The organism is Marivita sp., from assembly GCF_020055675.1.
Classification (GTDB): Bacteria; Pseudomonadota; Alphaproteobacteria; order Rhodobacterales; family Rhodobacteraceae; genus Marivita.
Genome location: NZ_JAIPUS010000004.1, coordinates 1 through 26,309 on the forward strand (window position 1 = coordinate 1; position 26,309 = coordinate 26,309).

At 60.1% G+C, this 26,309-nt stretch carries 22 protein-coding genes; 18 read left to right on the forward strand and 4 right to left on the reverse strand.

The genetic code is table 11. The annotated features are described in order from the left end of the window. Together LCF59_RS04290 and LCF59_RS04295 are read right to left on the reverse strand one after the other, a co-directional pair. A partial coding sequence (locus LCF59_RS04290; RefSeq protein ID WP_292286257.1) for a transposase DNA-binding-containing protein occupies positions 1-141 on the reverse strand: 141 nt, incomplete at its 3' end. A 797-nt stretch (positions 142-938) separates the two neighbouring features. Next, positions 939-1,622 carry a fumarylacetoacetate hydrolase family protein gene (locus LCF59_RS04295; protein WP_292285946.1) on the reverse strand — a complete coding sequence of 228 codons (684 nt, stop codon included), beginning with the start codon at positions 1,620-1,622 and terminating at the stop codon, positions 939-941. A 139-nt stretch (positions 1,623-1,761) separates the two neighbouring features. On the opposite strand from LCF59_RS04295, the gene LCF59_RS04300 reads away from it, so the two are divergent. The 17 genes from LCF59_RS04300 (at position 1,762) to LCF59_RS04380 (ending at position 21,614) form a co-directional block, all read left to right on the forward strand. Further along, complete coding sequence (locus tag LCF59_RS04300; RefSeq protein ID WP_292285948.1) at positions 1,762-2,481, forward strand: FadR/GntR family transcriptional regulator; 720 nt, start codon at positions 1,762-1,764, stop codon at positions 2,479-2,481. Positions 2,482-2,558: 77 nt separating this feature from the next. Next, a complete protein-coding gene (locus tag LCF59_RS04305; RefSeq protein WP_292285950.1) occupies positions 2,559-3,545 on the forward strand; it encodes an ABC transporter substrate-binding protein in 987 nt (328 codons plus the stop codon). A 75-nt stretch (positions 3,546-3,620) separates the two neighbouring features. Next, complete coding sequence (locus tag LCF59_RS04310) at positions 3,621-4,436, forward strand: ABC transporter permease (protein ID WP_292285952.1); 816 nt, start codon at positions 3,621-3,623, stop codon at positions 4,434-4,436. Positions 4,437-4,441: 5 nt separating this feature from the next. After that, positions 4,442-5,248 carry an ABC transporter ATP-binding protein gene (locus tag LCF59_RS04315; protein WP_292285954.1) on the forward strand — a complete coding sequence of 269 codons (807 nt, stop codon included), beginning with the start codon at positions 4,442-4,444 and terminating at the stop codon, positions 5,246-5,248. 4 nt (positions 5,249-5,252) lie between these two features. Then, positions 5,253-6,005: an ABC transporter permease gene (locus LCF59_RS04320; RefSeq protein WP_292285955.1), complete on the forward strand. Its 753-nt coding sequence runs from the start codon at positions 5,253-5,255 to the stop codon at positions 6,003-6,005. Continuing rightward, complete coding sequence (locus LCF59_RS04325) at positions 6,002-6,979, forward strand: 4,5-dihydroxyphthalate decarboxylase (RefSeq protein ID WP_292285957.1); 978 nt, start codon at positions 6,002-6,004, stop codon at positions 6,977-6,979. The genes LCF59_RS04320 and LCF59_RS04325 overlap by 4 nt, the downstream gene beginning before the upstream one ends. Further along, the gene (locus LCF59_RS04330; protein ID WP_292285959.1) at positions 6,976-7,731 is read left to right on the forward strand and encodes a sulfite exporter TauE/SafE family protein; all 756 of its coding nucleotides are present in this window, start codon (positions 6,976-6,978) and stop codon (positions 7,729-7,731) included. Before LCF59_RS04325 ends, LCF59_RS04330 begins: the two co-directional genes overlap by 4 nt. A 95-nt stretch (positions 7,732-7,826) precedes the next feature. Next, positions 7,827-8,828 carry a tripartite tricarboxylate transporter substrate-binding protein gene (locus tag LCF59_RS04335; RefSeq protein WP_292285960.1) on the forward strand — a complete coding sequence of 334 codons (1,002 nt, stop codon included), beginning with the start codon at positions 7,827-7,829 and terminating at the stop codon, positions 8,826-8,828. Between the two features lie 79 nt (positions 8,829-8,907). Further along, positions 8,908-9,420 carry a hypothetical protein gene (locus LCF59_RS04340; protein ID WP_292285962.1) on the forward strand — a complete coding sequence of 171 codons (513 nt, stop codon included), beginning with the start codon at positions 8,908-8,910 and terminating at the stop codon, positions 9,418-9,420. Then, the gene (locus tag LCF59_RS04345; protein WP_292285964.1) at positions 9,413-10,927 is read left to right on the forward strand and encodes a tripartite tricarboxylate transporter permease; all 1,515 of its coding nucleotides are present in this window, start codon (positions 9,413-9,415) and stop codon (positions 10,925-10,927) included. Before LCF59_RS04340 ends, LCF59_RS04345 begins: the two co-directional genes overlap by 8 nt. Beyond that, positions 10,924-12,180, forward strand: a complete 1,257-nt coding sequence (locus tag LCF59_RS04350; protein WP_292285966.1) for a hypothetical protein — start codon at positions 10,924-10,926, stop codon at positions 12,178-12,180. Before LCF59_RS04345 ends, LCF59_RS04350 begins: the two co-directional genes overlap by 4 nt. Then, complete coding sequence (locus LCF59_RS04355; RefSeq protein WP_292285967.1) at positions 12,177-12,665, forward strand: OsmC family protein; 489 nt, start codon at positions 12,177-12,179, stop codon at positions 12,663-12,665. The genes LCF59_RS04350 and LCF59_RS04355 overlap by 4 nt, the downstream gene beginning before the upstream one ends. After that, positions 12,665-13,141 carry a (2Fe-2S)-binding protein gene (locus LCF59_RS04360; protein ID WP_292286259.1) on the forward strand — a complete coding sequence of 159 codons (477 nt, stop codon included), beginning with the start codon at positions 12,665-12,667 and terminating at the stop codon, positions 13,139-13,141. The genes LCF59_RS04355 and LCF59_RS04360 overlap by 1 nt, the downstream gene beginning before the upstream one ends. Continuing rightward, positions 13,138-15,243: a molybdopterin cofactor-binding domain-containing protein gene (locus LCF59_RS04365; RefSeq protein WP_292285970.1), complete on the forward strand. Its 2,106-nt coding sequence runs from the start codon at positions 13,138-13,140 to the stop codon at positions 15,241-15,243. The genes LCF59_RS04360 and LCF59_RS04365 overlap by 4 nt, the downstream gene beginning before the upstream one ends. A 354-nt stretch (positions 15,244-15,597) precedes the next feature. Continuing rightward, positions 15,598-19,482, forward strand: coding sequence for a hypothetical protein (locus tag LCF59_RS04370; RefSeq protein WP_292285972.1), 3,885 nt, complete (start codon positions 15,598-15,600; stop codon positions 19,480-19,482). A 48-nt stretch (positions 19,483-19,530) separates the two neighbouring features. Then, a complete protein-coding gene (gene galE / locus LCF59_RS04375) occupies positions 19,531-20,661 on the forward strand; it encodes a UDP-glucose 4-epimerase GalE (protein WP_292285974.1) in 1,131 nt (376 codons plus the stop codon). Further along, positions 20,658-21,614, forward strand: a complete 957-nt coding sequence (locus LCF59_RS04380; protein ID WP_292285976.1) for an endo alpha-1,4 polygalactosaminidase — start codon at positions 20,658-20,660, stop codon at positions 21,612-21,614. The genes galE and LCF59_RS04380 overlap by 4 nt, the downstream gene beginning before the upstream one ends. 42 nt (positions 21,615-21,656) lie before the next feature. On the opposite strand, the gene LCF59_RS04385 is transcribed toward LCF59_RS04380, so the two are convergent. Both LCF59_RS04385 and LCF59_RS04390 read right to left on the reverse strand, forming a co-directional pair. After that, entirely contained in the window at positions 21,657-22,979 is a 1,323-nt protein-coding gene (locus tag LCF59_RS04385; protein WP_292285978.1) for a hypothetical protein, read from the reverse strand. Then, positions 22,913-24,622, reverse strand: coding sequence for a hypothetical protein (locus tag LCF59_RS04390; protein ID WP_292285980.1), 1,710 nt, complete (start codon positions 24,620-24,622; stop codon positions 22,913-22,915). The genes LCF59_RS04385 and LCF59_RS04390 overlap by 67 nt, the downstream gene beginning before the upstream one ends. A 244-nt stretch (positions 24,623-24,866) precedes the next feature. Here LCF59_RS04390 and LCF59_RS04395 point away from each other — a divergent pair, with 244 nt between their 5' ends. Continuing rightward, the gene (locus LCF59_RS04395; protein WP_292285982.1) at positions 24,867-26,309 is read left to right on the forward strand and encodes a polysaccharide biosynthesis/export family protein; all 1,443 of its coding nucleotides are present in this window, start codon (positions 24,867-24,869) and stop codon (positions 26,307-26,309) included.

Here is a 26,309-nt window from a genome sequence, read left to right on the forward strand (position 1 = left end):
CGACCAGTCCTGAAACGCTGTGGGCAGCGATTTTCCCGGGCGTTGCCCGAGGGCCTCGAGCATTGCCTCAAGCCGCCTGTTCAGCCGGGCATCACCCAGATCGCATCCGGCAGTTTCCGTTCCCACCCAATTCTGTCCCATGTCCGCACCTCAATCATTTGGTGCCACATGACGAATCATGATCGATTCCTCTCGGACAAGACCAAGACTGATGGGTGAATCAATTCACCGCATCAGACTTGTGGGTAACTGCAAGTCGGACGCGGCCGTCTGATCTTGGTTGCGCTCCGATAGTAAGTCTGACTTCATCCCCTGCTCTTAAATCGAAGTTATGTCCACTGCCAAAGGTGATCTCCACCTGTATTGGTCGGATGGTGACAAACTGCGCAATGTGGAGGAGAGCTTTGGAGAAACGCGCAAAAGTTGTGGATGCCCTGAGGGTGCTCACAAACAGAGCCTTTTGGGAATCCCATGATTCACGTTTCCGCCGAAATGCGTTAGGCTTGATCTGCTGTGCAGTCGCAGTTCGTCCTCAGGCACATGGACAGGATCAGAGCCGATTCGCAATCGTGACTATCGTTCCTGCGTCAGGCTGCTGTCCGCCCGATCAAGGGTGCGCTTATCATGTGTGGCCACGTCAGTCGGACCGCGCGCGGGGCGGTGTAGTCCTGTAGGCTGGCAAATACATGGAAGTCCTGATTGCCGGCCGAGCCGTCGGCGTCGCGCTGAATATCGATGGGTGGTAAAGGTTTACAAGCGATCAGAAACGAACATCACGGTGCGAGGACCGGTTGGGTCGGGGCAACTGTTTCAAGTGCGCCGGGCACGCTTGCGCGGCGAGAATTGTGGTGGAGGATGGCCTTCGGCATGCAGGCCCATGCACAAGGTCGTTCTGATCGGAGGGCTGCCGGGCAGAGATGTCCGCCCGGCAGAGACGTTCAGGTCACCTTGACCGTCATCGACCCCAAGCCTTCGACGCTGATTTCCATCTCGTCGCCCTTTTGCACCGGGCCGACGCCCGAGGGTGTGCCGGACAGGATCACGTCGCCGGGGGCGAGTTCATAATATTCCGACAGGTAGGCGATCATCTCGGGCACTTTCCAGATCATCTGGTTCAGGTCGCCTTCCTGTTTGAGGTCGCCATTGACTGTCAATGCGATGCGCCCGTGGTCTAGGTGGCCGATCTTGTCGACGGTATGGATCGGGCCAACCGGGGCAGAGGCGTGGAAGGCTTTGCCGATTTCCCAGGGGCGGCCCATCTTCTTGGCGACGCCCTGAAGGTCGCGGCGCGTCATGTCGAGAGACAGCGCGTAGCCGTAAACGTGATCGAGCGCATCCTCGAGGCTGATATCAGTGCCGCCGGATTTCAAGAAGACCGCCACTTCGGCCTCGTGATGCACGTCTTTGCTTTGACGTGGATAGGGGAACGCGCCGCTGGAATTCAGGTCATCGGGGTTCTTTTGAAAAAAGAACGGCGGTTCGCGATCCGGGTCGTGCCCCATCTCGACCGCATGGGCGGCGTAATTGCGCCCGATGCAATAGACCCTGCGGACGGGAAACGCCCCGCCACCGGCGACGGGGACCGCGACAGTGGGCGGCACGGGGATCACGAAATCGGACATGGAACACTCCCTTTTGATTTTGTCTGTGCGATCTTTAAAGGTAAACAATTTTCAGATCAATCCATACCAATCTGCACTGTATACAAAAATATACATTGATTTACCGATTAATCGGGGTAATCATGGGATTGTGAACACATTGGATAACCAATATTGGGAAACGGTCCCGGCAGAACGGTCTGCGAATGCACTCGACACGGTCGAACGTCTGCGCAGCTATATCACCGAAGGTGCCTATGCCCCGGGTGACCGGCTGCCACCGGAACGCAAGCTGATCGTCGATCTGGGCGTGTCGCGCGGGGCGTTGCGGCGCGGGTTGGATGCGCTGGAACGCGAGGGCACGATCTGGCGGCATGTCGGCAAGGGTACGTTCGTGTCGCGATTCGAGACGGGCGATACGCTTGATATCGCGGACTGGACCAGCGATGTGGCGCATCAGTTGACCCCGGTCCGGATGGTGCGCGCGCGTCTTTGCATCGAGCCTGCCATCGCAAGCGAGGCGGCGCTCAACGCCTCGGCCGAGGCAATCACCCGGATGCGGCTAGCGCAGGAACGCAGCCATGCCGCGCAAAGCTGGGAAGAATACGAGCTTCAGGACGACAGCTTTCACCGCTCGATCGCCGAGGCGGCAGACAACCTGCTTTTGCTGGGGCTGTTCGACCAGCTCAACAAGGTGCGCCGCGCGGTGGCCTTTGGTGCGGTCACCCGCGCAACGCCACGCCCGTCGCAAGATCATTCAAGCTTTGCGGAACACGAAGCCATCGCCGCCGCCATCGAGGCGCGGGACCGCGCGAGAGCTCAATCCGCGATGCGCCGACATCTTGATTCGGTGTCCGCCCGACTTTTCGAGGAGGAATAGACCAAGATCGCCCGCGACCAGAGCCAGACAAACCGGCCCGGCGACAGACGAAACGACATGCATCAGGGAGGAGCGACATGTCACTATCCAGAAGATTGATCCTGAAAGCCACCACCGGCGCCGCCGCGCTGGCGATGCTGGCCACCGGCGCGCTCGCGCAATCGGACCCGCTGCGCGTGGGCCTGGGCGATATCGCCAGCGTCGAAAGCCTGAACCTGCTGATCGCGATGGAGCGCACCAAGGAACGCGGCGTCCCGATGGAGATGACCTTTTTCAATTCCGAAGACGTGGCCGTTCAGGCGGCCTTGTCCGACGAGGTCGAAATTGGCGTCGGCGCACCTTATGCTTTCATGGCCAATTCCAAGGCCCCGATCCGCATGTTCTACCGCATGTCGACGCTACTGTTCTTTCCAGTCGTGAATTCCGACGTGTATTCCGATTGGACCGATTTGGACGGAGAGGAAGTCACCGTACATTCGCGCGGCTCGGGGACCGAAGCGCTGATGCGCCTGATGGAGCAGGTGCACGACATCGAATATTCGAACCTGTCCTATGTTCCGGGGTCCGAAGTAAGGGCCGGCGCGATGTTGCAGGGCACGATCAATGCGTCGATCGTGGATGCAACCAATTTCCGCCTGTTGCAGGAAAAGGGCGGGGCAAAGTTCATGCGCCTGCCGCTCGACGGTGTAAACGCCACCGACGAGGCGCTGTATGCCAGCGCCGAAACGCTTGAGGCTCGCGCCGACGATATTCAGATTTTCGTCGAGGAACTGTTGCGCACCTGGCAGGATATCGCCGACGATCCGGCGATCGTGGGTGAGCTGCGCGCGCAGTATGACCTGCTGCCCGATCTGCCCGAAGACGTGGCGGCCGAAGCGGTGCCCTATTTCGCCGAAGCAGCCGAGAACGGCATCTATCCGCTCGACGGTGGAGAGCCGCAGGATGCGCGCGACGACATCGCATTTCTTGCCGCCGCAGGACAGGTGACGCTGAACCCTGACGAGGTTGATCCAACGGAGTTCTGGGATTTCACCGCGCTCGAAGCGGCCAAGGCAGCGCAGTAACGCGCCCTTTCAAGCCCGCGCCTTCAACGGGCGCGGGCCACTCCTGACCCGACCCCAACGCTAGGATACACCCCGATGGCGAACACACAAACCGATCCCGGTGTGATCCCCGGCCCGACCAGCCGCGCCTTCGATATGCTGGGCGGCACGCCTCTGATTTGGCGGATGGCGTCTTTGGCGCTGTTCTTCGCGATCTGGGAAATCGCCGGGCGGACCAATTTCAACTGGGCCTTCCCGACGTTTCTCGAGACCATGGCAGCGCTATGGGAGATGCTGGCCAACGGGTCGATGTTCTCGGCTTATGGTCGCACGCTGGAGCCTTTGGTGATCGGGTTGGTGATATCGCTTGGCATCGGTGTCAGCGCCGGCGTGCTGATGGGCCTGCGCCGTGATGTGGAATGGATCACCCTGCCGGTTTTCATCACCATGCAGGCGGCCCCGATGGCGGCGCTCATTCCGCTGATCACCTTTGTCTATGGCATCGGCCTGACCTCCAAGGTGCTGGCGGTCTGTATGCTGGCCATGCCGGTCATCGCAATCAACAGCTACAAGGCAGTGCGCAACGTGCCCCCGTCTCTGGTCGATATGAGCCAGTCCTTCATGGGCAGCCGCCGCCAGCAGGTCTTCAAGATCATCCTGCCCGCCGCCAGCCCGATGATGTTCGCGGGAATCCGGCTGGGCGTCGCCGAAGGCTTTTCCGGCGTCGTGTTGGCCGAGCTTCTGATCACTCCCACCGGCATCGGCGACCTGATCACTTTCAACCGCTCGGTGGCCAAGTTCGCGCACATGTATGCGGCGATCTTTTCCATCGTGGCCTTCGCGGTAATTGCGGTGTCGTTGCTGCACCGTGTGGAAACATCCCTCTTTCGTCCGGAAAAGCGAGGCGCATGATGAACATGCCAAGCACTCTTCACTCTACAGAACGCAGCCCCGTCGCCACAACGCCCGAAGCGGTGATCGAAGTACGCGGCGTGCACAAGGTCTATGCCGGTAACATCACCGCGCTTCAGAACATCGACCTTGATTTCAACCGCGGCGAGATGACGTCGCTTCTGGGTCCGTCGGGCTGTGGCAAGACCACGCTGCTCAAGATCATCGCGGGGTTGCTGAAACCAACCAAGGGCGATGTTGCGGTCAACGGCCGTCCGGTTGCCGGGCCCGGTCCGGAGCGGGCCTTCGTGTTTCAGGATTTCGCGCTGATGCCCTGGGCCTCGGTGCTGCGCAACGCGGCGTTCGGGCTGGAATTGCAGGGCGTCGGCAAGTCCGAGCGCGAAGACCGCGCGCGCCACTACGTGAACGAGGTCGGCCTTTCCGGGTTCGAGGACAAGTATCCGCATGAGCTGTCCGGCGGGATGCGCCAGCGTGTCGGTCTGGCCCGCGCCCTGGCGGTGGATGCCGATGTGCTGCTGATGGACGAGCCGTTTTCCGCGGTCGACGAACAGACCCGACGCAAGTTTCAGGAAGACCTGATCCGCCTGCGCGAGATCGAGAAGAAGACCTTTATCCTCGTCACCCATTCCATCGAGGAAGCGGTTTACCTGTCGGATCGCATCGTGCTTCTGTCGCCGCGCCCGGGCCGGTTGAACAAGATCGTCACCCCCGAGATCGACCGTTCCGGCGATCCCGATCTGATCCGACGCAATCCCGAATATCTCGACCTGATCGACGACATCTGGAGCGGCCTTCGGGCCTATGTGGAGTAGGCGCATGGACCTCTATGGTTTCAAAATTCCCCGCGTTGCCGCGTTGCTCTTTTGGGCGGCGCTGTGGGAAATCGTCGGACAATTCGAGCTTTTGCTGCTTTTCCCGCCGCTCTCGGAAGTGCTGTTCGCGCTGCCCGACGTGGTCACGACCTCCAGCTTTGCCGAAGCAGCGCGGATCACCGTCGCCGCATATCTGGGCGGTCTGGCGTTGGCCGTGGTGCTGGGAATCGGCCTCGGAATGCTGATGGGGCTGGTCAAGGCCGCCGACAACCTGCTGAATATGTGGGTCAACATCTTCCTGTCCGCTCCGCTGTCCGCGCTGGTGCCAGTCATCATGATCCTCTTTGGCATGGGCATGCCCACGGTGGTCGTGACGGTCTTCATGTTCGCGGTCTGGATCATCGCGCTGGATACACGGGCAGGTGTCTTGCACGTGTCGCCATCGCTGATCGAGATGTCGCGGTCCTTTGGCGCGTCGCGCTGGGAACGGTTTCGCATCATCCTGCTATCGGCGATGCCGGAGATCCTCGCGGGGGTTCGTCTCGGAGTGATCCGCGGCGTCAAGGGTGTGGTCATCGGCCAGCTTCTGGTGTCGATCATCGGGGTCGGCGCATTGTTCAGCCTGTATTCCCAGAACTTTCTGATGGCGCATTTCTGGGCGTTGATCCTGATCCTGTTTGCCTTCGCGCTGACGCTGGCCGACGTGATCGCGCGGCTAGAGACACGCATCGAATATTATGCCGGAGCGCGCGCATGAAACTGACGCTTGCCACATGGGATCATGACCGGGTCATGCCGCTGCATGGCGGCCAGGTGCCGGTCGAAGGTGTCACCTTCGAAAGCCACATCCTGCCCACTGGCAAGCTCTTTCCCATCGCGGTGCAGGAGGTGCGGTTCGACATCACGGAACTGTCGGTCTCAAGCTATGTTTTGCAGGTGTCGCGTGGCGAATGCGCATATACGGCGATCCCGGCCTTCGTCAGCCGGGCATTCCGCCATAGCGGGTTTTACGCCCGCACCGGGTCCGAGATCGAAACGCTGTCCGATCTGAGGGGCAAGCGCGTTGGCGTGCCCGAATACCAGATGACCGCCGCGCTCTGGATGCGGGGGCTGCTGGCGGATGAGCATGGCGTGGATCCGGCCGGTATCACCTGGCGAACTGGCGCGCTGGATGCCGGCGTGCGGCATGAACGACTGAGCCTCGAACTGCCCGACGGCATGGTGGTTGCTCCGATCGCGGATGGCGAGACCTTGCAGGACCTGCTTCTGGCCGGAGAGATCGACGCGTTGCTGGCCCCGAAACCGCCGCAGGCATTTCTGGACGGAGATCCCCGCCTGCGCCGCATCATCCCCGATTTCGGCGCGGCAGAGCGGGCGTATCACGCGCGCACCGGGTATTTTCCGATCATGCACCTGATCGCCGTGCGCAAGACGCTGGTGGCGGAACATCCGTGGTTGCCGGAGGCCCTGATGCAGGGCTTCACCACCGCCCGCGACATGGCGCTGGCGCGGCTTGAGGATGTCTGGCTCGGCTCGGCCAACCGCCTGTCGCTGCCTTGGCTGAACGAAACCATGGAAACGACCCGCGCCGCGCTGGGGCCGGACCCATGGCCCTACGGCTATGCCGCCAACCTCAAGGAACTTGAAACCATCTGTCGTTATTCCTCCGAGCAATACCTCGCCGCGCGCCGCGTTTCGCCCGAGGAACTGTTCCCGGAGCAGGTCAGATGACTGCCGACATGATCCATGCCGGCCTGGGTTGGCCGGTCGCCGGCTCGCTTGCCGCGCTCAGCTTCATGGCGTCTTTCATGACCGTGGCCCTGGGCATCGGGGGCGGGGCGGTGATGCTTGCGGTGCTGGCGGTTCTGCTGCCCGCCGCCGCGATCATCCCGGTGCACGGGCTGGTGCAGCTGGGTTCGAATGTGGGGCGATTGTCGATCATGCTGCCTCATGTCCACCGCGCGGTGGTGCCGGCCTTCGTGCTGGGCGCGCTGATTGGCGTCACGGTCGGCGGCAGCATGGTGGTGCAACTGCCCGCCGGTGCGATCCAGATCGGGGTCGGCTGCTTCATCCTCTGGTCGGTGTTCTTTCGCCCACCGGCCTTCTTGCGCAATTCCAGCCTGATCACCGGCGTGATCTCAAGTTTTCTGACCATGTTCTTTGGCGGCACCGGGCCGTTTGTGGCGACCTTCGTCAAGGGTCAGGGGCTTGACCGGCTGACCCATGTCGCCACTCACGCTGCGTTGATGACCATTCAACACCTGCTGAAAACACTGGTTTTCGGCCTGCTCGGTTTCGTCTTTTCGCAATGGCTCGGCTTTGTGGCGCTGCTGATCGCCGCCGGGTTTCTGGGCACGCTTGTCGGTCGGCAGGCGCTGACCCGCATCAACGAGAAAAATTTCCTGTTCGCGCTGAATGCCGTGCTGACGCTGCTAGCGCTGCGCTTGATCTGGGGAGGCGTGACAAGTTTCACCACATCCTGACGCCACACACCCAAACCGCAAGGCCGCGCATCGGGGTCATTGCGGAGCGAAGATCAAAACCGATGCATTGATCCGAAATTTTTGGGAGGAAAACCATGAAAACGACCACTAGCATAACCCGCCGCACCCTGCTCGGCACCGGTGCCGCCGCTTCGGCGCTGACGCTTGCCACGCCATCGCTCTTGCGGGCGCAAAGCTATCCGGATGGAAATATAGAAGTCTATATCCCAACCCGCGAAGGCGGCGGCGCAGACCGCAACTTCCGCGCGTTCTCGAGCATCTGGAAGGAAAAGCTTGGCACGGATTTCGAACCCGGCTTCTATCCCGGCGCGTCGGGCCGTGTCGGTTACGAGATCTACATGGGCAAGGCCGAACCCAACGCCTATAGCCTGATCTTCGGAAACATGGGCCCAGAGGTTCTGAACTGGGCTGTGCAGGAACCAAAGTTCGACATCAACGATTACTTCTATTTCGGTCGTGTCGACACCGATCCGTGCTGTGTGTTCGTGGGTGCCGAAAGCCCGCTGCAGAGCATTGAACAGATCGTCGAGGAGGGCAAGAAACGCACCCTCACCGTCGGCACCAGCCGCATGGCGCATCCCGCCTCGATCGGCATCCTGGCCCTGGGCGAGGAAACCGGCGCGAAATTCAACTTGATCCCGCTGTCCGGCGGCAAGAACACCGTCGCGGGCGCAGTGACCGGAGAAGTCGATTTCTCGGTCCTGACATCGGGATCGGTGATCGCTGCCGGAGACAGCGTCAAGACCGTTCTGATCTTTGGCGAAAACCGTGTCGGCGAGGCGCTGGATAACGCCGTGAGCATCAATGACGCCTATGGCATGAACCTGCCCGAGATGCTCTCGGCGCGGGCCTTCGGTATCCACCGGGCCGCCGCCGAGGAGTTTCCCGACCGGCTCGACATCCTGCAAAGCACCTTCGATCAGACCTTCGAGGACCCCGGTTTGATGGAGGCCTATGTCGCCTCCGGTGGCACGCCGGAATACCTCAACAAGGGGGGCGTCGATGAATGCGCGCAGTTCGTCAAGGACATGCTGGAACTTGGCGCACGCTACAAGCCGCTGCTGACCGGCGCGTGACACGCTGACCCTCTAGCCGGCCTTCGCGAACCGAGGGCCGGTCGCCGCATCCTGACCGTCTGACGCCATAGGAATTCCGATGTCCCTTGATCCGAAAGAACCGCCCCGTCACCTCGGAGGAGAGCTTGTCATCCCCGTGATGGCGGTGATCTTCACGCTTTATTACTTCACGACGATCTGGAATTCGCCCTGGACGGCACAGGTCAGCGCCTTTGCAATCGGCGGCATTCTCCTGTTCGTCTGTGCGCTGTTCTTCATCAAGATGGTAGGGTACCTGCAGCGAGGTGAGGGGCGGCTGACTTTCGGCAACTTGTTCAGCTATGAGGACATCCGCAGCGGACGGATCGGGCTGCTGATCACCACCGTCGGGTTCTGCGTGTTGATCGGAGACCTGGGGTTCACGCTCACCACCTTCCTGTTTCTCTGGCTCAGCATGGCGATTCTGGGAAAGTTCAAACGGCTCGGCCTGATCACGCTCACTGCGACGCTGATGTCGCTGGGAGGCTGGGCGGTGTTCATCTGGGCCTTCGAGACGCGCTTCCCGCGCGGCTGGTTCGAAAACACGATGCGCATGGTGCTGTCCAATGGGTGACACGTCCACGATCCTGATCGAGGTCTTTCTGGAGACCATCGGCTTCTGGTGGGTCATCGTGCCCACTATCTTCCTTGGCCTCATTGTCGGCGGCATTCCCGGCTTTTCGGCGGCCAACACCATCATCATTCTGATGCCGCTGACGCTGGCGATGGAATTGCAGACCGGTCTGATCTTCATGGTCTCTCTCTATTGCGCGGCGCGGATGGGAGCGGGGATACCGGCCATCCTTGTCAATATTCCCGGCACGGCAGGGGCCGCGGCGACGCCGCTTGACGGCTATCCCATGACCAAACAGGGGCGCGGTCAGCAGGCGCTGGCAATCTCTTTCGTCGCGTCTTCCCTCGGAGGTCTGCTGACGACGCTCATCGCGCTGGCGGCAATGCCGCTTCTGGCGCGGGTTGGCTTTTACATGCACTCGGTCGAGATGATCGTGATCATGCTGTTCGGCATCTCTCTGATCGCATCGATCGCGGCGCAGGACATGGTGAAGGGCCTGATTGCCGGGTTCTTCGGCCTGATGCTGGGGGCCATCGGGGCGGATGTGGTCTATGCCACGCCTCGCGGCACGATGGGGTTTCTCGAGCTTTACGACGGTGTTCCCCTTATCCCTGCGCTTGTCGGGCTTTTTGCCGTGTCGGAGGCGTTCATCATCATCGAAAAGCGCGTAATCCTGACCGAAGAAGGCCAGGCGGCAATGGAAAATCCGACTTGGTCCGCGACCTTCGAAGGCGTCCGCGAAACGTTCAAACGCTGGGCGCACATCGTCTGGACGTCTCTGATCGGTCTGGTCATCGGGGTCATCCCGGGGGCTGGCGCCTCGATCGCCAGCTTTGTCGCTTACCAACAATCGCGCACCTTTTCCAAGACACCCGAGAAATACGGCACTGGCCACATCGAAGGGCTGATCGCCCCGGAAGCCGCCAATAACGGCGTCACCTCGGGCACCTTGGTGCCGCTTCTGGTGCTGGGCATTCCGGGTGGCGCCACGGCGGCGATCATGCTGGTGGTGATGCAGTTCCACGGCGTCAGCTTTGGCCCGTCGCTGTTCCAGCAGGAACCCAAAGTGGGCTACGGCATGTTCATGGCGATGGCGGTGGCCTATTTCATCATGATCCTGACGATCCTGCCGCTGTCGCGCTACATGAGCCGTGTGACCACGGTGCCGACGATCTACCTCGCGCCGATGATCATCTCCTTCACCCTGGTGGGGGCGTTTGTGCCGCGCGAATACATGTTCGACATCTACCTCGCGCTGGCGTTCGGCGTCATCGGCTATATCGCGCGCCGGACCGGGTACCATGTCGCGGCGATCCTGATCGGGGTCATCCTCGGCCCGCTGCTGGAAACCTATTTCCTGCGGGCGCTCAAGAAATCCGAAGGCGATATCTCGGTACTGTTTTCCTCGACGCTGGGCAACATCCTCTGGGTGGCGCTGATCGTGTCTTTGGTGCTGCCGCTGGTGTTCGACCGCAACCGCAAGAAGAAAGCAATGGTGATCCAATGAAGGTCAACTATGACATCCCGCTGTCCAAGGGCATCAAACATCTGGCCCGGCTCGACATTGCCGGGGGCGGGCAAGTGGTGGTCCAGGGCGAATACGCCTATATCGGCCACATGAAAGCGCCGCATGGCACGTCGATCCTCGACGTCTCGGACCCGGCCAATCCAACCGTCGTTGGCCATGTAGAGCCGCCCGAATGGTCACACACTCACAAGGTCCGCGTGGCGGGTGATCTGATGGTCACCAATGTCGAACAGGACCAGCGCCATTTCCTGCGCAAGGGCGACAAGATCCCGGACCTGCGCAAGGAAGGGCTGGACGATGCGGCCATCGCGGACAGGCTCGGCGTCAAGCCAGACGACATTCCGACCTTGGATGCTGCGCGCGAACGCGGTTACGATGGCGGCGGATTTCGCGTCTGGGACATCTCCGACAAGACCGCGCCGCGCCTGCTGTCCTACGTCAAGACGCATGGCTTCGGCGTGCACCGCTTCGACATGGACGAAAACTACGCCTATATCTCGACCGAGATGGAGGGTTATGTCGGCAATATCCTCGTGATCTATGATCTCGCTGATCCGACCAACCCGACCGAGGTGTCGCGCTGGCACATGCCCGGCCAGCACGTCGCAAACGGTGAAACACCCACCGGCGCGGGATACAGCCACCGGCTGCACCATGCAATGCGATGCGGCGACGAATTCTGGGCCGCCACATGGCACGCCGGAATGCGCGTTCTGGATGCCAGCGACATCACCAATCCGCGCCAGATCGGCAGCTATGTCTGGCCCAAGGCGATCCCCGAACCGACGCATACGGTCATGCCGCTTGAGCAACGCATCAATGGCCGCCGCTATGCCGTCGCCATCGACGAGGAACATGACCACCGGCCCGGCCGCCTGCACGGGTTTCTGTGGGTGATGGATGTGACCGACCTGGACAACATCGAAGCGGTCGCGGCCTGGGACCTGACCGAACGCGCCTGTCCCTATGTCGGCGAAGAGGGTGCACGGTTCGGCGCGCACCAATATCGCGAAAAGCTGGACGGCACGCTGGTCTATTGCACCTGGTTCGCCGGCGGCCTGCGCGTGCTCGATCTTGCCGATCCGCTCAACCCGCAAGAGGTAGCCTGGTTCATGCCCGAGCGCGGCCCCGGCGGCGCGCCGCAATCCAACGATGTCGATGTGGACGAGAAGGGCCGCATCTACATGCTCGACCGCGTGAACGGACTGGACATTCTGGAGTTGACCGGATGACCGACCAGTCGCAAGACCTGTTGCCGCCCAGCGTCGATCCCAAGACCAAGGCGCTTGGCATCCGCCGCGTGTCGATGCGCAATGAAGCCTCGACCCGCAGCGTCATGATGGTGCGCGATCACATCGTCATTACCGACGAGAAAGAAAGCGACACCGGCCCGACGCCGCTGGAGATGACGCTGTCGTCGCTCTGCGGCTGCGAAGGGGTCATCATCAACCGTTGCGCCGAGGCAATGAAGTTAGACTATTCTGCCGTCGATATCGAGGCGGATGGCGAGGTCGATCAACGCGGCAGTCGCGGCGTTCAGGGGGTGCGGCCCTATTTCAACTGGGTCAAGATGCGTATCCGCATCCACACCGAGGAATCCGACGAACGCCTTGCGCGCTTGCGCCGCAACGTCGAATACCGTTGCCCGGTGATGAACCTCTTTTCCTCTGCCGATGTCACGCTCGACGTGACCTGGGAAAAGGTTGCGCCTGCGTGATGGATCGGTCTGGGCTGACACTGACGGTCAACGGCAAGACGCACGAGCTGGAGGCCGATGGCGACATGCCGCTGGCCTACGTGCTGCGGGACTTGCTGGGGCTGAAAGGCACCAAGATCGGTTGCGGGTTGGAACAATGCGGCGCGTGTACGGTGTTGGTGGATGGTGCCGCGACGCAAAGCTGCGCCTCGCCGGCTGCCTTGTTCGAAGGGCGCAAGATTGTCACTGTCGAGGCGCTGTCGGACGATCCAACCGGTCGCCGGGTGCAGGATGCGTTTGTCGCGGCGGGCGCGGCGCAATGCGGCTATTGCACCGCTGGTCTGGTGGTCGCGGTGACGGCGCTGGCGCAAACTCCCGACGCGCCGCGCGACCGCGACGCGCTGAAGACCGCGCTGGCCCCGCATCTCTGCCGCTGCGGCACCCATCCCCGGATCCTCGCTGCGGCGGAGGCGGTGCTTGGACAGGAGGGGACATGAGCCTGAGAGGTACTTCTCTGGTGCGCGACTGGCTGCGGGTGCGCGACGGGCGGCTGGTGCTGCGCACCGGCAAGGTCGATCTGGGGCAACGCATCTCGACCGCCATTGTCCGCATCGCGGCGCAGGAACTGTCGCTATCGCCAGACCGGATCGACGTCGCCCCGGTGCGCACTGGTGACAGCCCGGATGAAGGCATCACATCGGGCAGCAATTCCATCGAGCAGACGGGCTATGCCCAACGCCGTGCCTGCGCCACCGCCCGCGATGCCGCACTGACGCTTGCGGCGCGGCAAATGGATGTCGAAGGTGACGATCTGGAGCTTGCCGACGGCCTGATCAGTCATCGCGGCAGCAACCGGACGTTGGACCTGCTGGATCTGCTGGCAGAGTTGCCGGCTGATCTGGCTGTCGACCCGGAGGCGCCCACCCGCCAGGCCTCTATTCCCGATTGCCCGCCGCGCGGCCTGCGCGAAATGGTGGAAGGGCGCTTTACATATGTGCACGACCTCGACCGCCCAGGAATGCTGCACGCCCGCATCGTCCGTGCGCCGCTGCTTAGGGCAAAGCTCATCGCGCTCGATCCGACTACGGAGGCGCGGCTGACCGACGCGGGGCTGACCGTCGTGCGTGACGGCAGTTTCGTCGCCGTCGCCGGCGCGCGCGAATGGAAGGTCATCCGCGCTGCCGAGACCTTGCAGCGCGCTTGCGAGTGGGACATCGGCACGGGGCTAGAGACCGGGGACGTGTTCGAGATGATGCACAGCCACGACGCGCAGCGTTTCGCGATCAGTAGGGGCAAGCCAGATCCGGATGCCGCCGTGCCATCCTGTCCCGACGCGCCCGGCTACGAGGCGACATACAAACGCCCCTACACGCTTCACGCAGCCCTTGCCCCATCGGCGGCGATGGCGACGTTCCGGAGCGGCAGGCTCGAAATTCTGACTCATTCGCAGGGCATCTATTTCCTGCGCGACAGCATCGCAGACAGCCTTGGCATGGCGCTGGAGGATGTCACGCTCGAACATGTCCCCGGATCGGGTTGCTATGGCCATAATGGTGCCGACGATGCCGCCTTCGACGCCGCTTTGGTGGCGCGCGCGTTACCGGACACGCCGATTTTGCTGAAATACAGCCGCGCTGACGAACATGCGCGCGAACCCGTGGGCACCGCCATGCAGGTGCGCGTCGCCGCCGATACCGGGGGTGACGGGACAATCGAACGCTGGTGGATGGAGGCGCGCGGCGACACCCATCGCGGGCGGCCGCGCCCCGGCCCGAACCGCGCCGGTGCCGCGCGGCTGGCCTCGAACACGATGCGCGAGACGGATGTGCCGCGCTTTGTGCCCGAGCCGAACATGAACCGTCACGCGGGCCTGCATCGCAACCTGGATCCGGTCTACCGCCTGCCGGAGACCGCGCTGGTCAAGGCGCTGGTGCCTGATCTGCCGCTGCGCCCCTCGGCGTTGCGCTGTCTTGGTGCGGTTGCCAATGTGCTGGCCATCGAATCCACGATGGACGATCTGGCCAGCGCCGCGGGTATCGCGCCGCTCGATTACCGCCGCCAGCACCTGGACGATCCGCGCGCTCTGGCCGTGCTTGACCGGCTCGAGGCTGCGCTGCCGCCGTTGCCCGAAAACGCAAGTCGCGGCATCGCCTATGCGCAATACAAGAACGTCATGACGCGCGTCGCCGTCGCCGTTGATCTGAGTGTCGATGATCGTGGTGCCTCAAATCTGGAACAGATCACCCTGGTCGCCGATGCCGGTCGTGTGGTCGATCCCGAGGGCCTGCGTGCCCAGCTCGAAGGCGGGGTGATGCAAGGCGCAAGCTGGGCGCTGTTCGAGGCAGTCACCTGGGGCCCCGAAGGGCGCGAGTGCCTTGATTGGGACAGCTATCCGGTGCTCCGCTTCGACAATGTCCCCCAAGTCGACATTCACCTTCTGGAGCCACCCGACGCCCCCTCTGTCGGAGCCGGAGAGGCTAGCCCCGGTCCCACGGTGGCTGCCATCGCAAACGCCCTGCACGAAGCCACCGGACTGCGCTTGCGGCAGATGCCTTTCGATGCGGACACCATCATCAAAGCCGCGCTTGAAAGCGGTTGATCTGGCCGCAAAAGCCAGCTTCACGCGCAACCTGCGATGCCGGCATCGCCGCATAAGCCGACACGGACAAGTGCCACGGTGTTGTCCTTCACGCCGGGCAGATGCATGGAAACCCAGAGCGCCAGCCGATCCGGAGCAATGGTGAGTCGGCAACCTCACCCCCCCGAAAGTTGGAGTCAGCGGCTTGAAGATCGGGTTCTCGAGGGCGGTCTGCACCTTTAGGAGGAAGATTTTCCGCCCAGATTGCGCCCTCTGTTGAATTGCGCTGCCGGTTCAGTGTCGCCGATAAAGTAACAGTCTGTTGCACCAAGCCGTAACGACTTTTCTTTATCGCCTTTGCAGCGGAGTGCTGACATGCCTGTTCAAATTGGATCGCAAACCATTGACGGAACGCTTGCTGACTGGACAGACGACGACCTGCTGTATGTGGATAGCGGACCAAGAAAATACGCGCTCTACGGCGCGATAAGTTCGGATGGATTGGTTTTTGCGATTAGTGGGGCAGCACCAATCGGCGAGAATACGACGATCTGGCTGGACACGGATCTGGATCGGTCGACGGGACATCAGATCTGGGGGTTCGCGGGGGGCGCGGACTACAATATCGAGATCGCCGCCGATGGCACGGCTGCGCTTTACACCGGCGCGGCCGGGGATGTGTTCATTGCAGATCTCGAAATTCGCTACAACGACGATGCCACGGTGGCGGAAGTTGCGGTTCCTTTGGCGGCGGCCGGGATCACCGATGCCGTTCGGGTCTATGCCGACATCAACAACGAGGTCTTTCTGCCCGGCGATTACTCCAATGTTGACCTCATCGTTGGAAATGATGGTCAGACCTTTGCTGACCCAGTTGCCGTTGGAGCGCTCACGCTTGATGGCGACCTGACGGATTGGGAGGGTACGGCGCCGCTCTTTATCGCCGAGGATGGATCGTCCATCCAAGGTCAGATCAGCGAAGACAGCGCGGTGTTCGCGCTGACTTCGCCAGTCCCGATCGGGGCAGCCACGACGATCTGGCTGGACACGGACCTGGATCGGTCGACGGGACATCAGATCTGGGGGTTCGCGGGGGGCGCGGACTACAATATCGAGATCGCCGCCGATGGCACAGCTGCGCTTTACACCGGCGCGGCCGGGGATGTGTTCGTTGCAGCTCTCGAAATTCGCTACAACGACGATGCCACGGTGGCGGAAGTTGCGGTTCCTTTGGCGGCGGCCGGGATTACCGATGCCGTTCGGGTCTATGCCGACATCAACAACGAGGTCTTTCTGCCCGGCGATTACTCCAATGTTGACCTCATCGTTGGAAATGATGGGGCCTCTCCGTCTCCGCAGGACCCCGTCGATTTCGGCCCCTATACAATTGACGGAGAGTTGACGGAATATGCCGCCGAAACCCTGCTTTATACCGATGGGATCGCTTTTATAAACGGTGACGTCGTGGAGGAGGGGCTGGTGATCGGCCTGTCCGCAAACGTGCCGATTGGCGGCTCCACGACGATCTGGCTGGATACGGATCTAGACCTTGATACCGGCTACCAGGTTTTCGGCTCAACCGCGGGTGCCGACTATAACATCGAGATTTCGGCCGATGGGACCGCCGCACTGTACACAGGTGGGGCAGGAGAGACGTTCGTCGGCGATGTTGATATTCGCTATTCGGATGATGGGCAGACAGCAGAAATCGCCGTGAACGAATCCCTGGCCGAGTTCGGAGCTCAGGTCAGAATATTTGCGGATATCAACGACTCGGTTTTTCTGCCCGGTGACTATGCCAGTGGCAACTTGATAGCGGGGACACCAGATCTGCCCCCGGGGTCACCAGACCTGAAGGTTGGCATCGTCTACTCTGAAACGTCGGCTGAAAATTACTTCAATCTGACGAATTATGGCCAGCTTGTCATGTCGGCACAGAATCAAGCCATGCAGGCAGGCATTCCCTTTGATTTGCTGGGCGAAGCAGACCTGACAGACGCTGCGCGGTTGGCCGAATACGATGCCCTTGTTTTCCCTGGTTTCGCCAATGTTCAGACAAGCCAGCTGTCCGAGATCAAGACGGCGCTGGATATTGCGGTTCAGTCGGGCACCGGCATCGTCGCCGCAGGCAATTTCATGACCAATGACGAAACAGGCGCTGCGTTGCCGGGCAATTCCTACGCGCAAATGCAATCGTTGCTGGGTGTGACGCTTGACGGGTTTGGCCAAACAGAAGGCGTTGAGGTGTTTGCCCGTGACGGCGGCAATCCCATTCTGGACGAATATGATGCGGGTGGCTTGGTCGATTCATATGACACGCTTACGTCTTACGTGAACTTCCGGGACGTAACCGGAACAGGTTCGGTGCTCTTTGATCAGATCACAACGCTCGATGGTGTCGAAACATCTCACGAGGCTGTCATTGCGACAGAGGTCGCCGGAAACCGCAATGTACACTTTGCCACGGACGCGGTGATCGGCAATTCGAACATCCTGCACGAAGCGATCGACTGGATCGCGAAGGATGATCCCGGGACCGCAGATGTTGCGCTTCAGATGTCGCGCAATCCATCACTTTTCTATTCGCGTAACGACATGGATTTGAGCCAAGAGTTCTTTGATGTCGCGATACAGGATCCCGGCATCTATGACAGCCTGAACGCGATTCTGGCGGATTGGCTCGAAAAATACAATTTCGTGGGCTCCTACTATATCAATGTGGGTGCCAACCCGCCGGATCAGCAGACCGATTGGGCAATCTCGGGTCCGCTCTATCAAGACCTTCTGGCGATGGGGAACGAGATCGGAACCCATAGCTATACGCATCCTGACGACACCAACCTGTTGGACGGCGATAGTCCTGAGCTTCTGGCACTTCTGGAGCTTGTTGATCCACGCAATCCGGACTCCATCGACCCTTGGGATTTGACGGCGGCCGAGCAAGACATCCTGCTCAACTCGTATCGCTTCCAGTTCGAAACGTCGGCTTTCGAGATCGAACAGAAGCTTGGCATCGAGGTGACGGGTGCAGCGGTGCCCGGGGCGCCCGAAACGCTCGATACGTCGCACGAAATAATCCGTTTCTTTGACTACATGTCCGGCGGATATTCCGGCGAGGGTGCGGGATATCCCGGTGCCTTTGGTTACCTGACGCCAGACCTTCAGGATTCGGTTTACCTTGCTCCGAACATGTCTTTCGATTTTTCGTTGATCCAGTTCCAGGACAAGACACCAGAAGAAGCGGCTGCGATCTGGGCCGAGGAATTCGCCGATATCACCACCAATGGAGCGACACCGATCATTGCCTTCCCTTGGCATGACTATGGACCAACGGAGTGGCGGTTCGACGGAGAACCATCGAGCTACACGTTCGAAATGTTCGATAACTTCCTCGCGAGTGCATACGAGGCCGGGACGGAATTTGTAACCGGGCAGGATTTGGCAGACCGCATCGCGACCTTTGAGGACAGCGAATTGACCCTGAGCCGAACCGGTGACGTTCTTGCAGCGGACGTTGTTTCAGGCGATGCGGCGGGGCGTTTCGCACTGGACGTAGGCGAACAGATCGCGTCGGTCTCGGGCTGGTATGCGTGGGACGACAGCCAAGTTTTCCTGCCGCAGAATGGTGGTCAATTCGAGGTGACGCTGGGTGCTGTGGCAGAAGACGTCACGCGCCTGACCGCGTTGCCAGACCGCGCGGACCTGGTGTCAGTGACCGGTGATGGCCGCGCCTTGCAGGCGGTGATCGACGGAGGCGGTGTTGCGTCGCTCAACCTTGGTCCGGAGTGGGACAATGATGCGGTCATCATACGCGGGGCTGACGGCGCAACCAATTGGACCGGCAGCGGGCTTGATCTTGTGCTGGACGGCGGCGTGAACGAATTGCTCGTCGACTATGTCGATCAAGGAACCGGCGGCACCATGGAGAGCGAAATCATCCTTGGTGGATCCGCCAAGGATGTCATCGACGGCAGCGGTGGCGCAGACTGGCTGCTGGGCGGCGCCGGAAAAGACAGTTTCGTTCTTGGGTCAACTTCGGCGGGATCGGTGGTGCTGGATTTCCAGCCAAGCGAGGACACCCTGGTTTTCGCATCGGACATCGTTTCCGATCTGTTCCAATGGTCAGATGAAGTAGATGCCCTGAACGATTTTGTGAATCATGACGGTGATGTTCGTTTGATGGATGGAGATACTGTGTTCCTGACCCTTGTCGGGGTCTCGAAGAGTGAGCTCGAGGCCTGTGATGTTACCTTTGCGTAAGAGTAAATATTCATTCGCGAAAGCCACGGCAAACCGACGGAGACGGCAATGACGAAATGCATACTTGCGACCGGAGGTGCTGGGTATATCGGATCTCACACGACGGTAGAGCTTTTGCGTGCCGGCCATTCCGTGGTCATACTTGATAATTTCGAGAATTCAGCCCGTGATGCTTTGGCAAGCATTCCGAAAATCGCCGGTGGCGGGAAAATTTGGCTTGCCGAGGGGGATGTTCGTAACGCCCGCCTCGTCGCTGATGTGATTCAGCGTCATTCAGTCGATGCAGTGATTCATTTTGCCGGCAAAAAGGCCGTTGGCGAGTCTGTCGCTGATCCTTTGCTTTATTATCACGATAACATCACCGGTGCATTGTCGGTTTTGTCTGCGATGCGAGGGACGGGGTGCAAACGGCTGGTCTTTTCTTCATCGGCCACTGTTTACGGGGACGTCAAGATGCTGCCGATCCCGGAAACCGCGCCAACATGCAGTTCGAACCCATACGGGCGCACCAAGCTGATGATCGAAGAAATCATCGACGATTTTGTTGCGTCCACGGATGATTTTGGTGCTTTGTCACTGCGTTACTTCAATCCGGTTGGGGCGCATCCTTCGGGGTTTATAGGGGAAAGTCCAATCGGAACGCCAAACAACCTCTTTCCCTTTATTGCTCAGACCGCAGCAGGCATGCGCGACATGGTTCAAATATTCGGAAACGACTACGAAACGCGCGATGGCACGGGCAGTCGTGATTACATTCACGTGGTTGATCTCGCCCGAGGTCACGTTGCGGCCGTAGAGCACTTGCTTTCGCAGACGACCAACATCTTGCCACATCGAAAAGTGAATCTTGGCACTGGGAAGGGCCATACCGTGCTCGAGGTGCTGAATACTTTTTCAAAAGTGTGCGGATTCCAGATACCTCATCGGATCGTTCCACGCAGGCCTGGAGATGTCGGATTGTCCCTCGCCGATCCGTCGCTCGCGTTTGGGTTGTTCAACTGGAGGGCTGAACTTGGGCTTGATGAAATGTGCCGTGACCACTGGCGTTTCCAGGCGGCTACGAATGAGCCGCGGGGAAGACGGCGGACTCGTCTGGGAGCAGAGGCTCGCTGGGCAAATCGTGTCTGGGAAGACTTTGAAAGCCTTGGCATAGCCGAAGGCAGAAACGCTCTGGCGTGACACTACTGGGACGCGCATTGCTTCCAATGTATCTTTTGGCTTCGCCAGTGACCGGCATGGCATGCGGGGTGTCGCAGATTGACCGCTCTGCGAGGTTGGAGGACGCGCTCCAAAACGGGTACGGGGTGCAATACTGGGGGCCGGATTTCAACGCCGACACGCTGAACCAGGCTTCGCACGGTCTCCTCATCTTGGAGGCTGCGAAAGTCGGAGCCTTGGACACACCTGATGGAAAAGAGCGTTTTTTCACGCCGGCCGAAATTCAGACTATTGGTCAAGACGGCACAAGACCGGTTCTGGTCTATCTGAATTTGACCGAGGTAGAGCCTTGGCGCGATTATTGGCCGTCCGACAAGACCGTCCCGAACTGGGTGGGTCCGGTCACAGCCCAAGGTGATAAACTTGCTGCATTCTGGCGCTCCGAATGGCGCGACATACTGCATGACCGGGTGGCCCGTCTGTTGGCGACCGGAGCAGATGGTCTCTTTCTTGATGACGCGCTGAACTACTTTGTCTTGGGTTCAATGGCTTCAGATTCTTCAGGCAAACCGACGAGCATTGAGAGGTCGGCCGGGGTCATGTTGAACCTCGTCAGGGAGATCGCGTCGACGGCGCGAGAGATCCGCTGCGATGCTCTGATCGTTGTCAACAACGGCGTCTTTATCGGTCGGGATGCTCCTGCGTCGGCGCGTGATGACTTCGACGCTTACCGTGATGCGATTGACGGCATCATGATCGAAGACGGGTTTGGAGCGGCGGACCATCCCGATCTGCATGCCGCTCTGAAACAGGATTATCTGGACCGCGATGTGTCCGTTTTATCTCTGGATTTTGCTTCTGACGTTGAAGCGAAGCCTCTCGCGCAAAAGGCCCGAGACAAGGGATATGCGCCATATATCGTACCAGATGGCAGCTTTTCATACCTTGCACCGCCCGCCTCACGTTCTCGGTGATCCCGAATCCTGACGGACGATGGCCCCAGGCCAAACAAGGTGTCATCGACCAAACATTGCTGCGATATTGGCGTCGGTCTGAGACAGGGCTTGCAGCCGCTCCAGATATCCGGTGCCTTCGAGATCGCTTGCAATGCGACGCCAGAGCGCTGGATCGGTTTCTTGTTTCGCCGCCTGACGCAAAGCGGCAAAGGAAGCATCTGGAAACTGCTTCCAGATCGCCCATGCCGCATCGATGAGCGGTGCCTCCGCAAGACGATCATCTGAAAGCCAATGGCGATATGGCAAAAGTGCCTGCCCGCCTCCGTACCGGACCAGCGGTAAAAGGTATTTGAGGGGCAGGTCGTCTGGAACATCTGGATGCCGTAAGGTTGTTTCCAGCAGACCAATATCAGCACTCCAATCGGCATAAAGCGCAAGCGTATTCCAACTTTCACGGTCTGGCGGACCGGTGACGGCCCAGGGCTGTGCCAACATACGGGCAGCACCAAAAAGCTCGACCCGGGAGAGCGTGGAGACCAGCAAAGGGCGAGTTTCGGGGGCACTGGCAACCATTTGGGACGCTATGGCGCGTGACTGCTGCGGGACTGCCGTCAAAACTGTTGCGATGGGCAAAGCGAGACCTTCGGCGTTGGGACCGCCAAGCCAGTTAGCCATTGTCTTCACGAATTCGCCGGGGTCTTCCGAAGAAAGTGCAAGTGCCGTGAAGCGTTCTGCTTGCTCTGGCGCATCGGCACCGCCCATCTGGACGGCAGTTTCAGCCAATGCACGCGCCTCCGACGTGGCGCCCTGGTCCGCAACCAGATCAACAAGTCGCAGTCTTTCGGACCCGGTCAGGTCGGCAAAATTGACAGCCTTCAGTAAAGCCCGTTCGTTTTCGGTGTCTCCCAACCGATGATAGAGACGTCCCAATCGTTGCCTTTGAAGCTGATCCGATGCAGGGGAATGCGCCTCTTGCAGATGCTCAACCGCCAAAACCAAGTTGTTCGATCGCAACGCAAGGTCGGCGCGGGCGGTGGCGATTGCGTTGGTATTGCCGCTGCGCTTGGCGAGTGAGGCCAGCAAGGCATCGGCCGTCTTTGCATCGCCTGACGCCGCGATCAGTTCGGCATGACGAAATGCCAGTTGTGGCGTAAGTTGCTCGTCCATGGCGTCCAGTCTCGCGAGTGACTCCGAAGGCGGCAGCGAGGCAAGTTCCGCCTCTTGGCCCAATTCTCCTTTGGGCAGCAGGATCAGTGCCGCCGCGGCACCCAGCCCTGCCAATATTATAAGTTTAAGAAGAGGGTCGCGCCGGTGCATCAATCGCACCCGACCGCGAATGATACGGTCCTTGATGATTTGGCGTTCGGCAGGAACACGCGCCATTTGCCGTTTTCGACAAGTGTGACGTCAAGCGGTGTGCCATCGGCCGACACGTCAGGTCGGTGCGTGGCGCGGAATGCAATGGGTCCATGACCATCCGCAGTGATCTGCGTCCGGCATCCAGCAGCGCGCATGTTGGAAAGCGTGGGCCGTGCTTCGACAATGCCAACCATCTGCCCGGCCAATTCCATATCGGTCTCATGTCGAGGGGTCAGCGCCAGAAGCGGTGCGTCATGCTCGGGATCCAAAGTCACGAACAGGGCATCTCCGATGCGCCGCGCACCGAGGACGCCTTCGCTTTTTGGTAAATCCAAGGCCCATTTCTCGGCCCGGTCGACGCGCATTGTATCCAAATTGCCCCGATCACGGACGTCCCATGTTGTCGATGTTCTCGGAACAAGCCGCGTTGACGCGGCGCCGTCCAGCCATGCCGCGTAGCGCGGGACATCCATTGCATTGCGCGTCGATGATGAGTGCACCTGCTGTGCCTCCTTGATGGCCTCGCGGGCGGAAAAGTCGAGCAGGTCGTCAGCACGCATGAGCAACGTATCAGGTCCAGAAGGCCAAGGAATATTGCTTTGCGCAACGGCAGCATTGCGTGTGTGCAACCCTGACCCATCGCCAAAACCCGGCTCTCCCTCCAAGATGGGCAGGGTTGGAGGAATTATCCGAGGCGTCGCATTGGCGGTCCCATCCTCAGAACGCGACAGGCGTAGCGGAAAAGATGCCTGAAAGTTGATGGCATTTGCGCTGATACTGATGGGAACCGGGCTGACATGCGGCTTGCCGGCAAATGCGACACCCGCCGCGAATGCCGCCCTATCTTCAAGCTCGGGCTGGATTTTCGGATCTGGCCAGCCGAATGTCATGACTGCTCCGTCGGACCCAAGGATCTCCTTGGCGAATTCGTATGCTGGTGTTCCCAAGGAGGACTGCACGGAGGCTGCGGTGCGCTGGCCCCACCCATCTGCGAGCAAAATGGTCAATGCGATCCGTCGGCCCTGAAATACGGACAGATCGGGCACCGGTCGCGGTCCATGGCCGGTAAAGGCTTCAACGATGCGGTCCGGATTTGCCAACCAGCGCCAGGACTCACCGGGGTCTTGTACGACTGCCGCCCTGTCAGAAAGCCACGTTCGGTTCTCGATCTGGAAGCCGAGGGCGCGGCGCGTCCCATCTGTCCCGTCCAATACCGCGAGAGGCGCTGCGTAATCCGGTACCATTGGCGCGATGAGCCGACCCGGTGGGACAGTGATACGTTCCTTTGATTGGAACCATTCCGGCGCGGTTTCAAGTCGTGCCCTGGTTCCATCATGCAGGATTGCGACGTCGGTTTCATGCGTGTCAAGTCTGGCCCAAAGCGCGTCACCACCCGGATTTCCGATCATCACCTCGGGCAGGGTGCTGCCACATCTGTCGGATTGGGTATTCAACCAGACACTCAAACCGGGTTGGTTCGGCACCATGCCATCGAACCAACTCAACACCCCGGCAACATTGGCCAAGGGGAGCGCGTCGGGAAGTGGCCGGGACACGTCAATATAGATCGGCAATAACCCATGCCTGGCAAGTGCCGCGTCCAGATACCGGGCGATGCGGCCATTTTCCTGATCGGGTTCTTTGCGCCCATCAATCAGCGCGATCACGTATTTCGGCAAGGATTCGGAGCCGAGACAAGCAGCGGACAGAATCGAGGGTATTACCCAGAAATACACGCAAGACATAAGCCCCAGCCAAAAGTTGGTTGAGGCTCCGTCTTTGGGATGAGGTTGGCTCGACATAAGATGTAGAATCCAAACTAACGGAGAATTGTGGAAACTTCTTGGCAAGAATACGGTGCTGTCAACATCAAGTTAAGGCAGAGAGTGTGTTGGGAAAGAAAGGTCTGGAATGTTGAGCACGATGCTCTCGAAGGCTGGGATTGGTCTTGCCGCATTGATGGTTTTTGGCGGGATCGAAACTTTGCCGTCATTGTTCGGAGTTGAAGGCGCAACGTCACTGGCCACGGGGAGGGTGGCCCCCGAAGACCCTACCGTCCATCAGGCTCGGCATGAAACCGAGTCCTCTGACAACATGGTTTCGCTGGCGATGTTCAAGGACACGGAACCCAAAAGCCCAAGCCTGCTCGATCGCATCTTGTCTGGCATCGGTTGCGAAAGCGGCAGCGATGCTGCGGATCGAACAGTTGTTGGCGACCAACTGACATTGCGTGTTTTTGAACATTCCGAGAGTGATTTTGGACGATTTGAACGACGCGACCTTTCGGGCACGTTTGCCGTCAGCTCCACGGGAGAAATCGCTGTTCCCGGTATTGGACGGGTGAAGGCTTTTGGAACGCCATTGACCTGTCTTGAAAACGCCGTAAGGGCGGCTCTATCATCGGAAATGAACCTTTCCACAACAGTGACGGCCTCTTTTGCCAAGCGCCCGCCTGTTCTTGTAAAAGGAGAGGTTATTGCACCCGGCAGTTATGAGTACGTTCCCGGATTGACGGTAGATACGCTCCTTGCAAAGTCGGGGTACGGCAGCAGCAGTTCGGATGCCGCTCTTCGGCGCAGCTTGGATGCGCGTCGTGACGAATTGCGCACATTGCGCGCGGGGCTTTTGCTTCGGCACAAGCGCCTGTCGGCCCAGCGTGCAACCGAAGAAACATTTACAATGACGGATGGTACGGCTGCCGTTGTGAACCGCCAAATCGAAGAGGATCGGATCAATAGCGAAGTCGCCGTGCTGGAAGCCGCGTCAAGCGAGCGCGCAATCCGCGACGCACGGGACACAGCAAGACGTGCAGAGCTTCAAAGTGCGCTCCATCTGGCACTTTCGCGGCGTCAGATGGTGGCGGCACGCCACGAAGACCTGAAGCGCAAACGCGATGCGCTGGATCTGGAAGTTGCAAAGGAATGTCGCGGCCGATGCAGCTCAAGCAGGCAATTCGCCCAGTTGCGGCTCGACAGCTTGAATGATCGCGTCGCCGACTTGGATCTGGTCTTGCAAGATGCCGAGACACGCGTGATCGAAGCGCGCCACGCGCTGAACCGCCATGACAGAACCATCGAGCTAGAGCGCGCTGAAAGCAGCAAGACGCTGGCTCTCGATATTGTCGAGACCCTTGTGAAGCGAAACGCGATAGATGCTGAATTGGCATCCGTAGAGGGACAGCTGAGGGCGCTGGGCGATCTGGTGGGCCGTGTCGTGACGGTGAAACGTCAGAATGGAAAGGACATTCGCATCCTGGAATCCGATGAGACCATGCGCTTGCTGCCGGGTGATATAGTAACGGTCGGCGCTGTTGATGATGCGGCTCTCGCGTCAGCCGAGAGGGTCTTCAAGTGA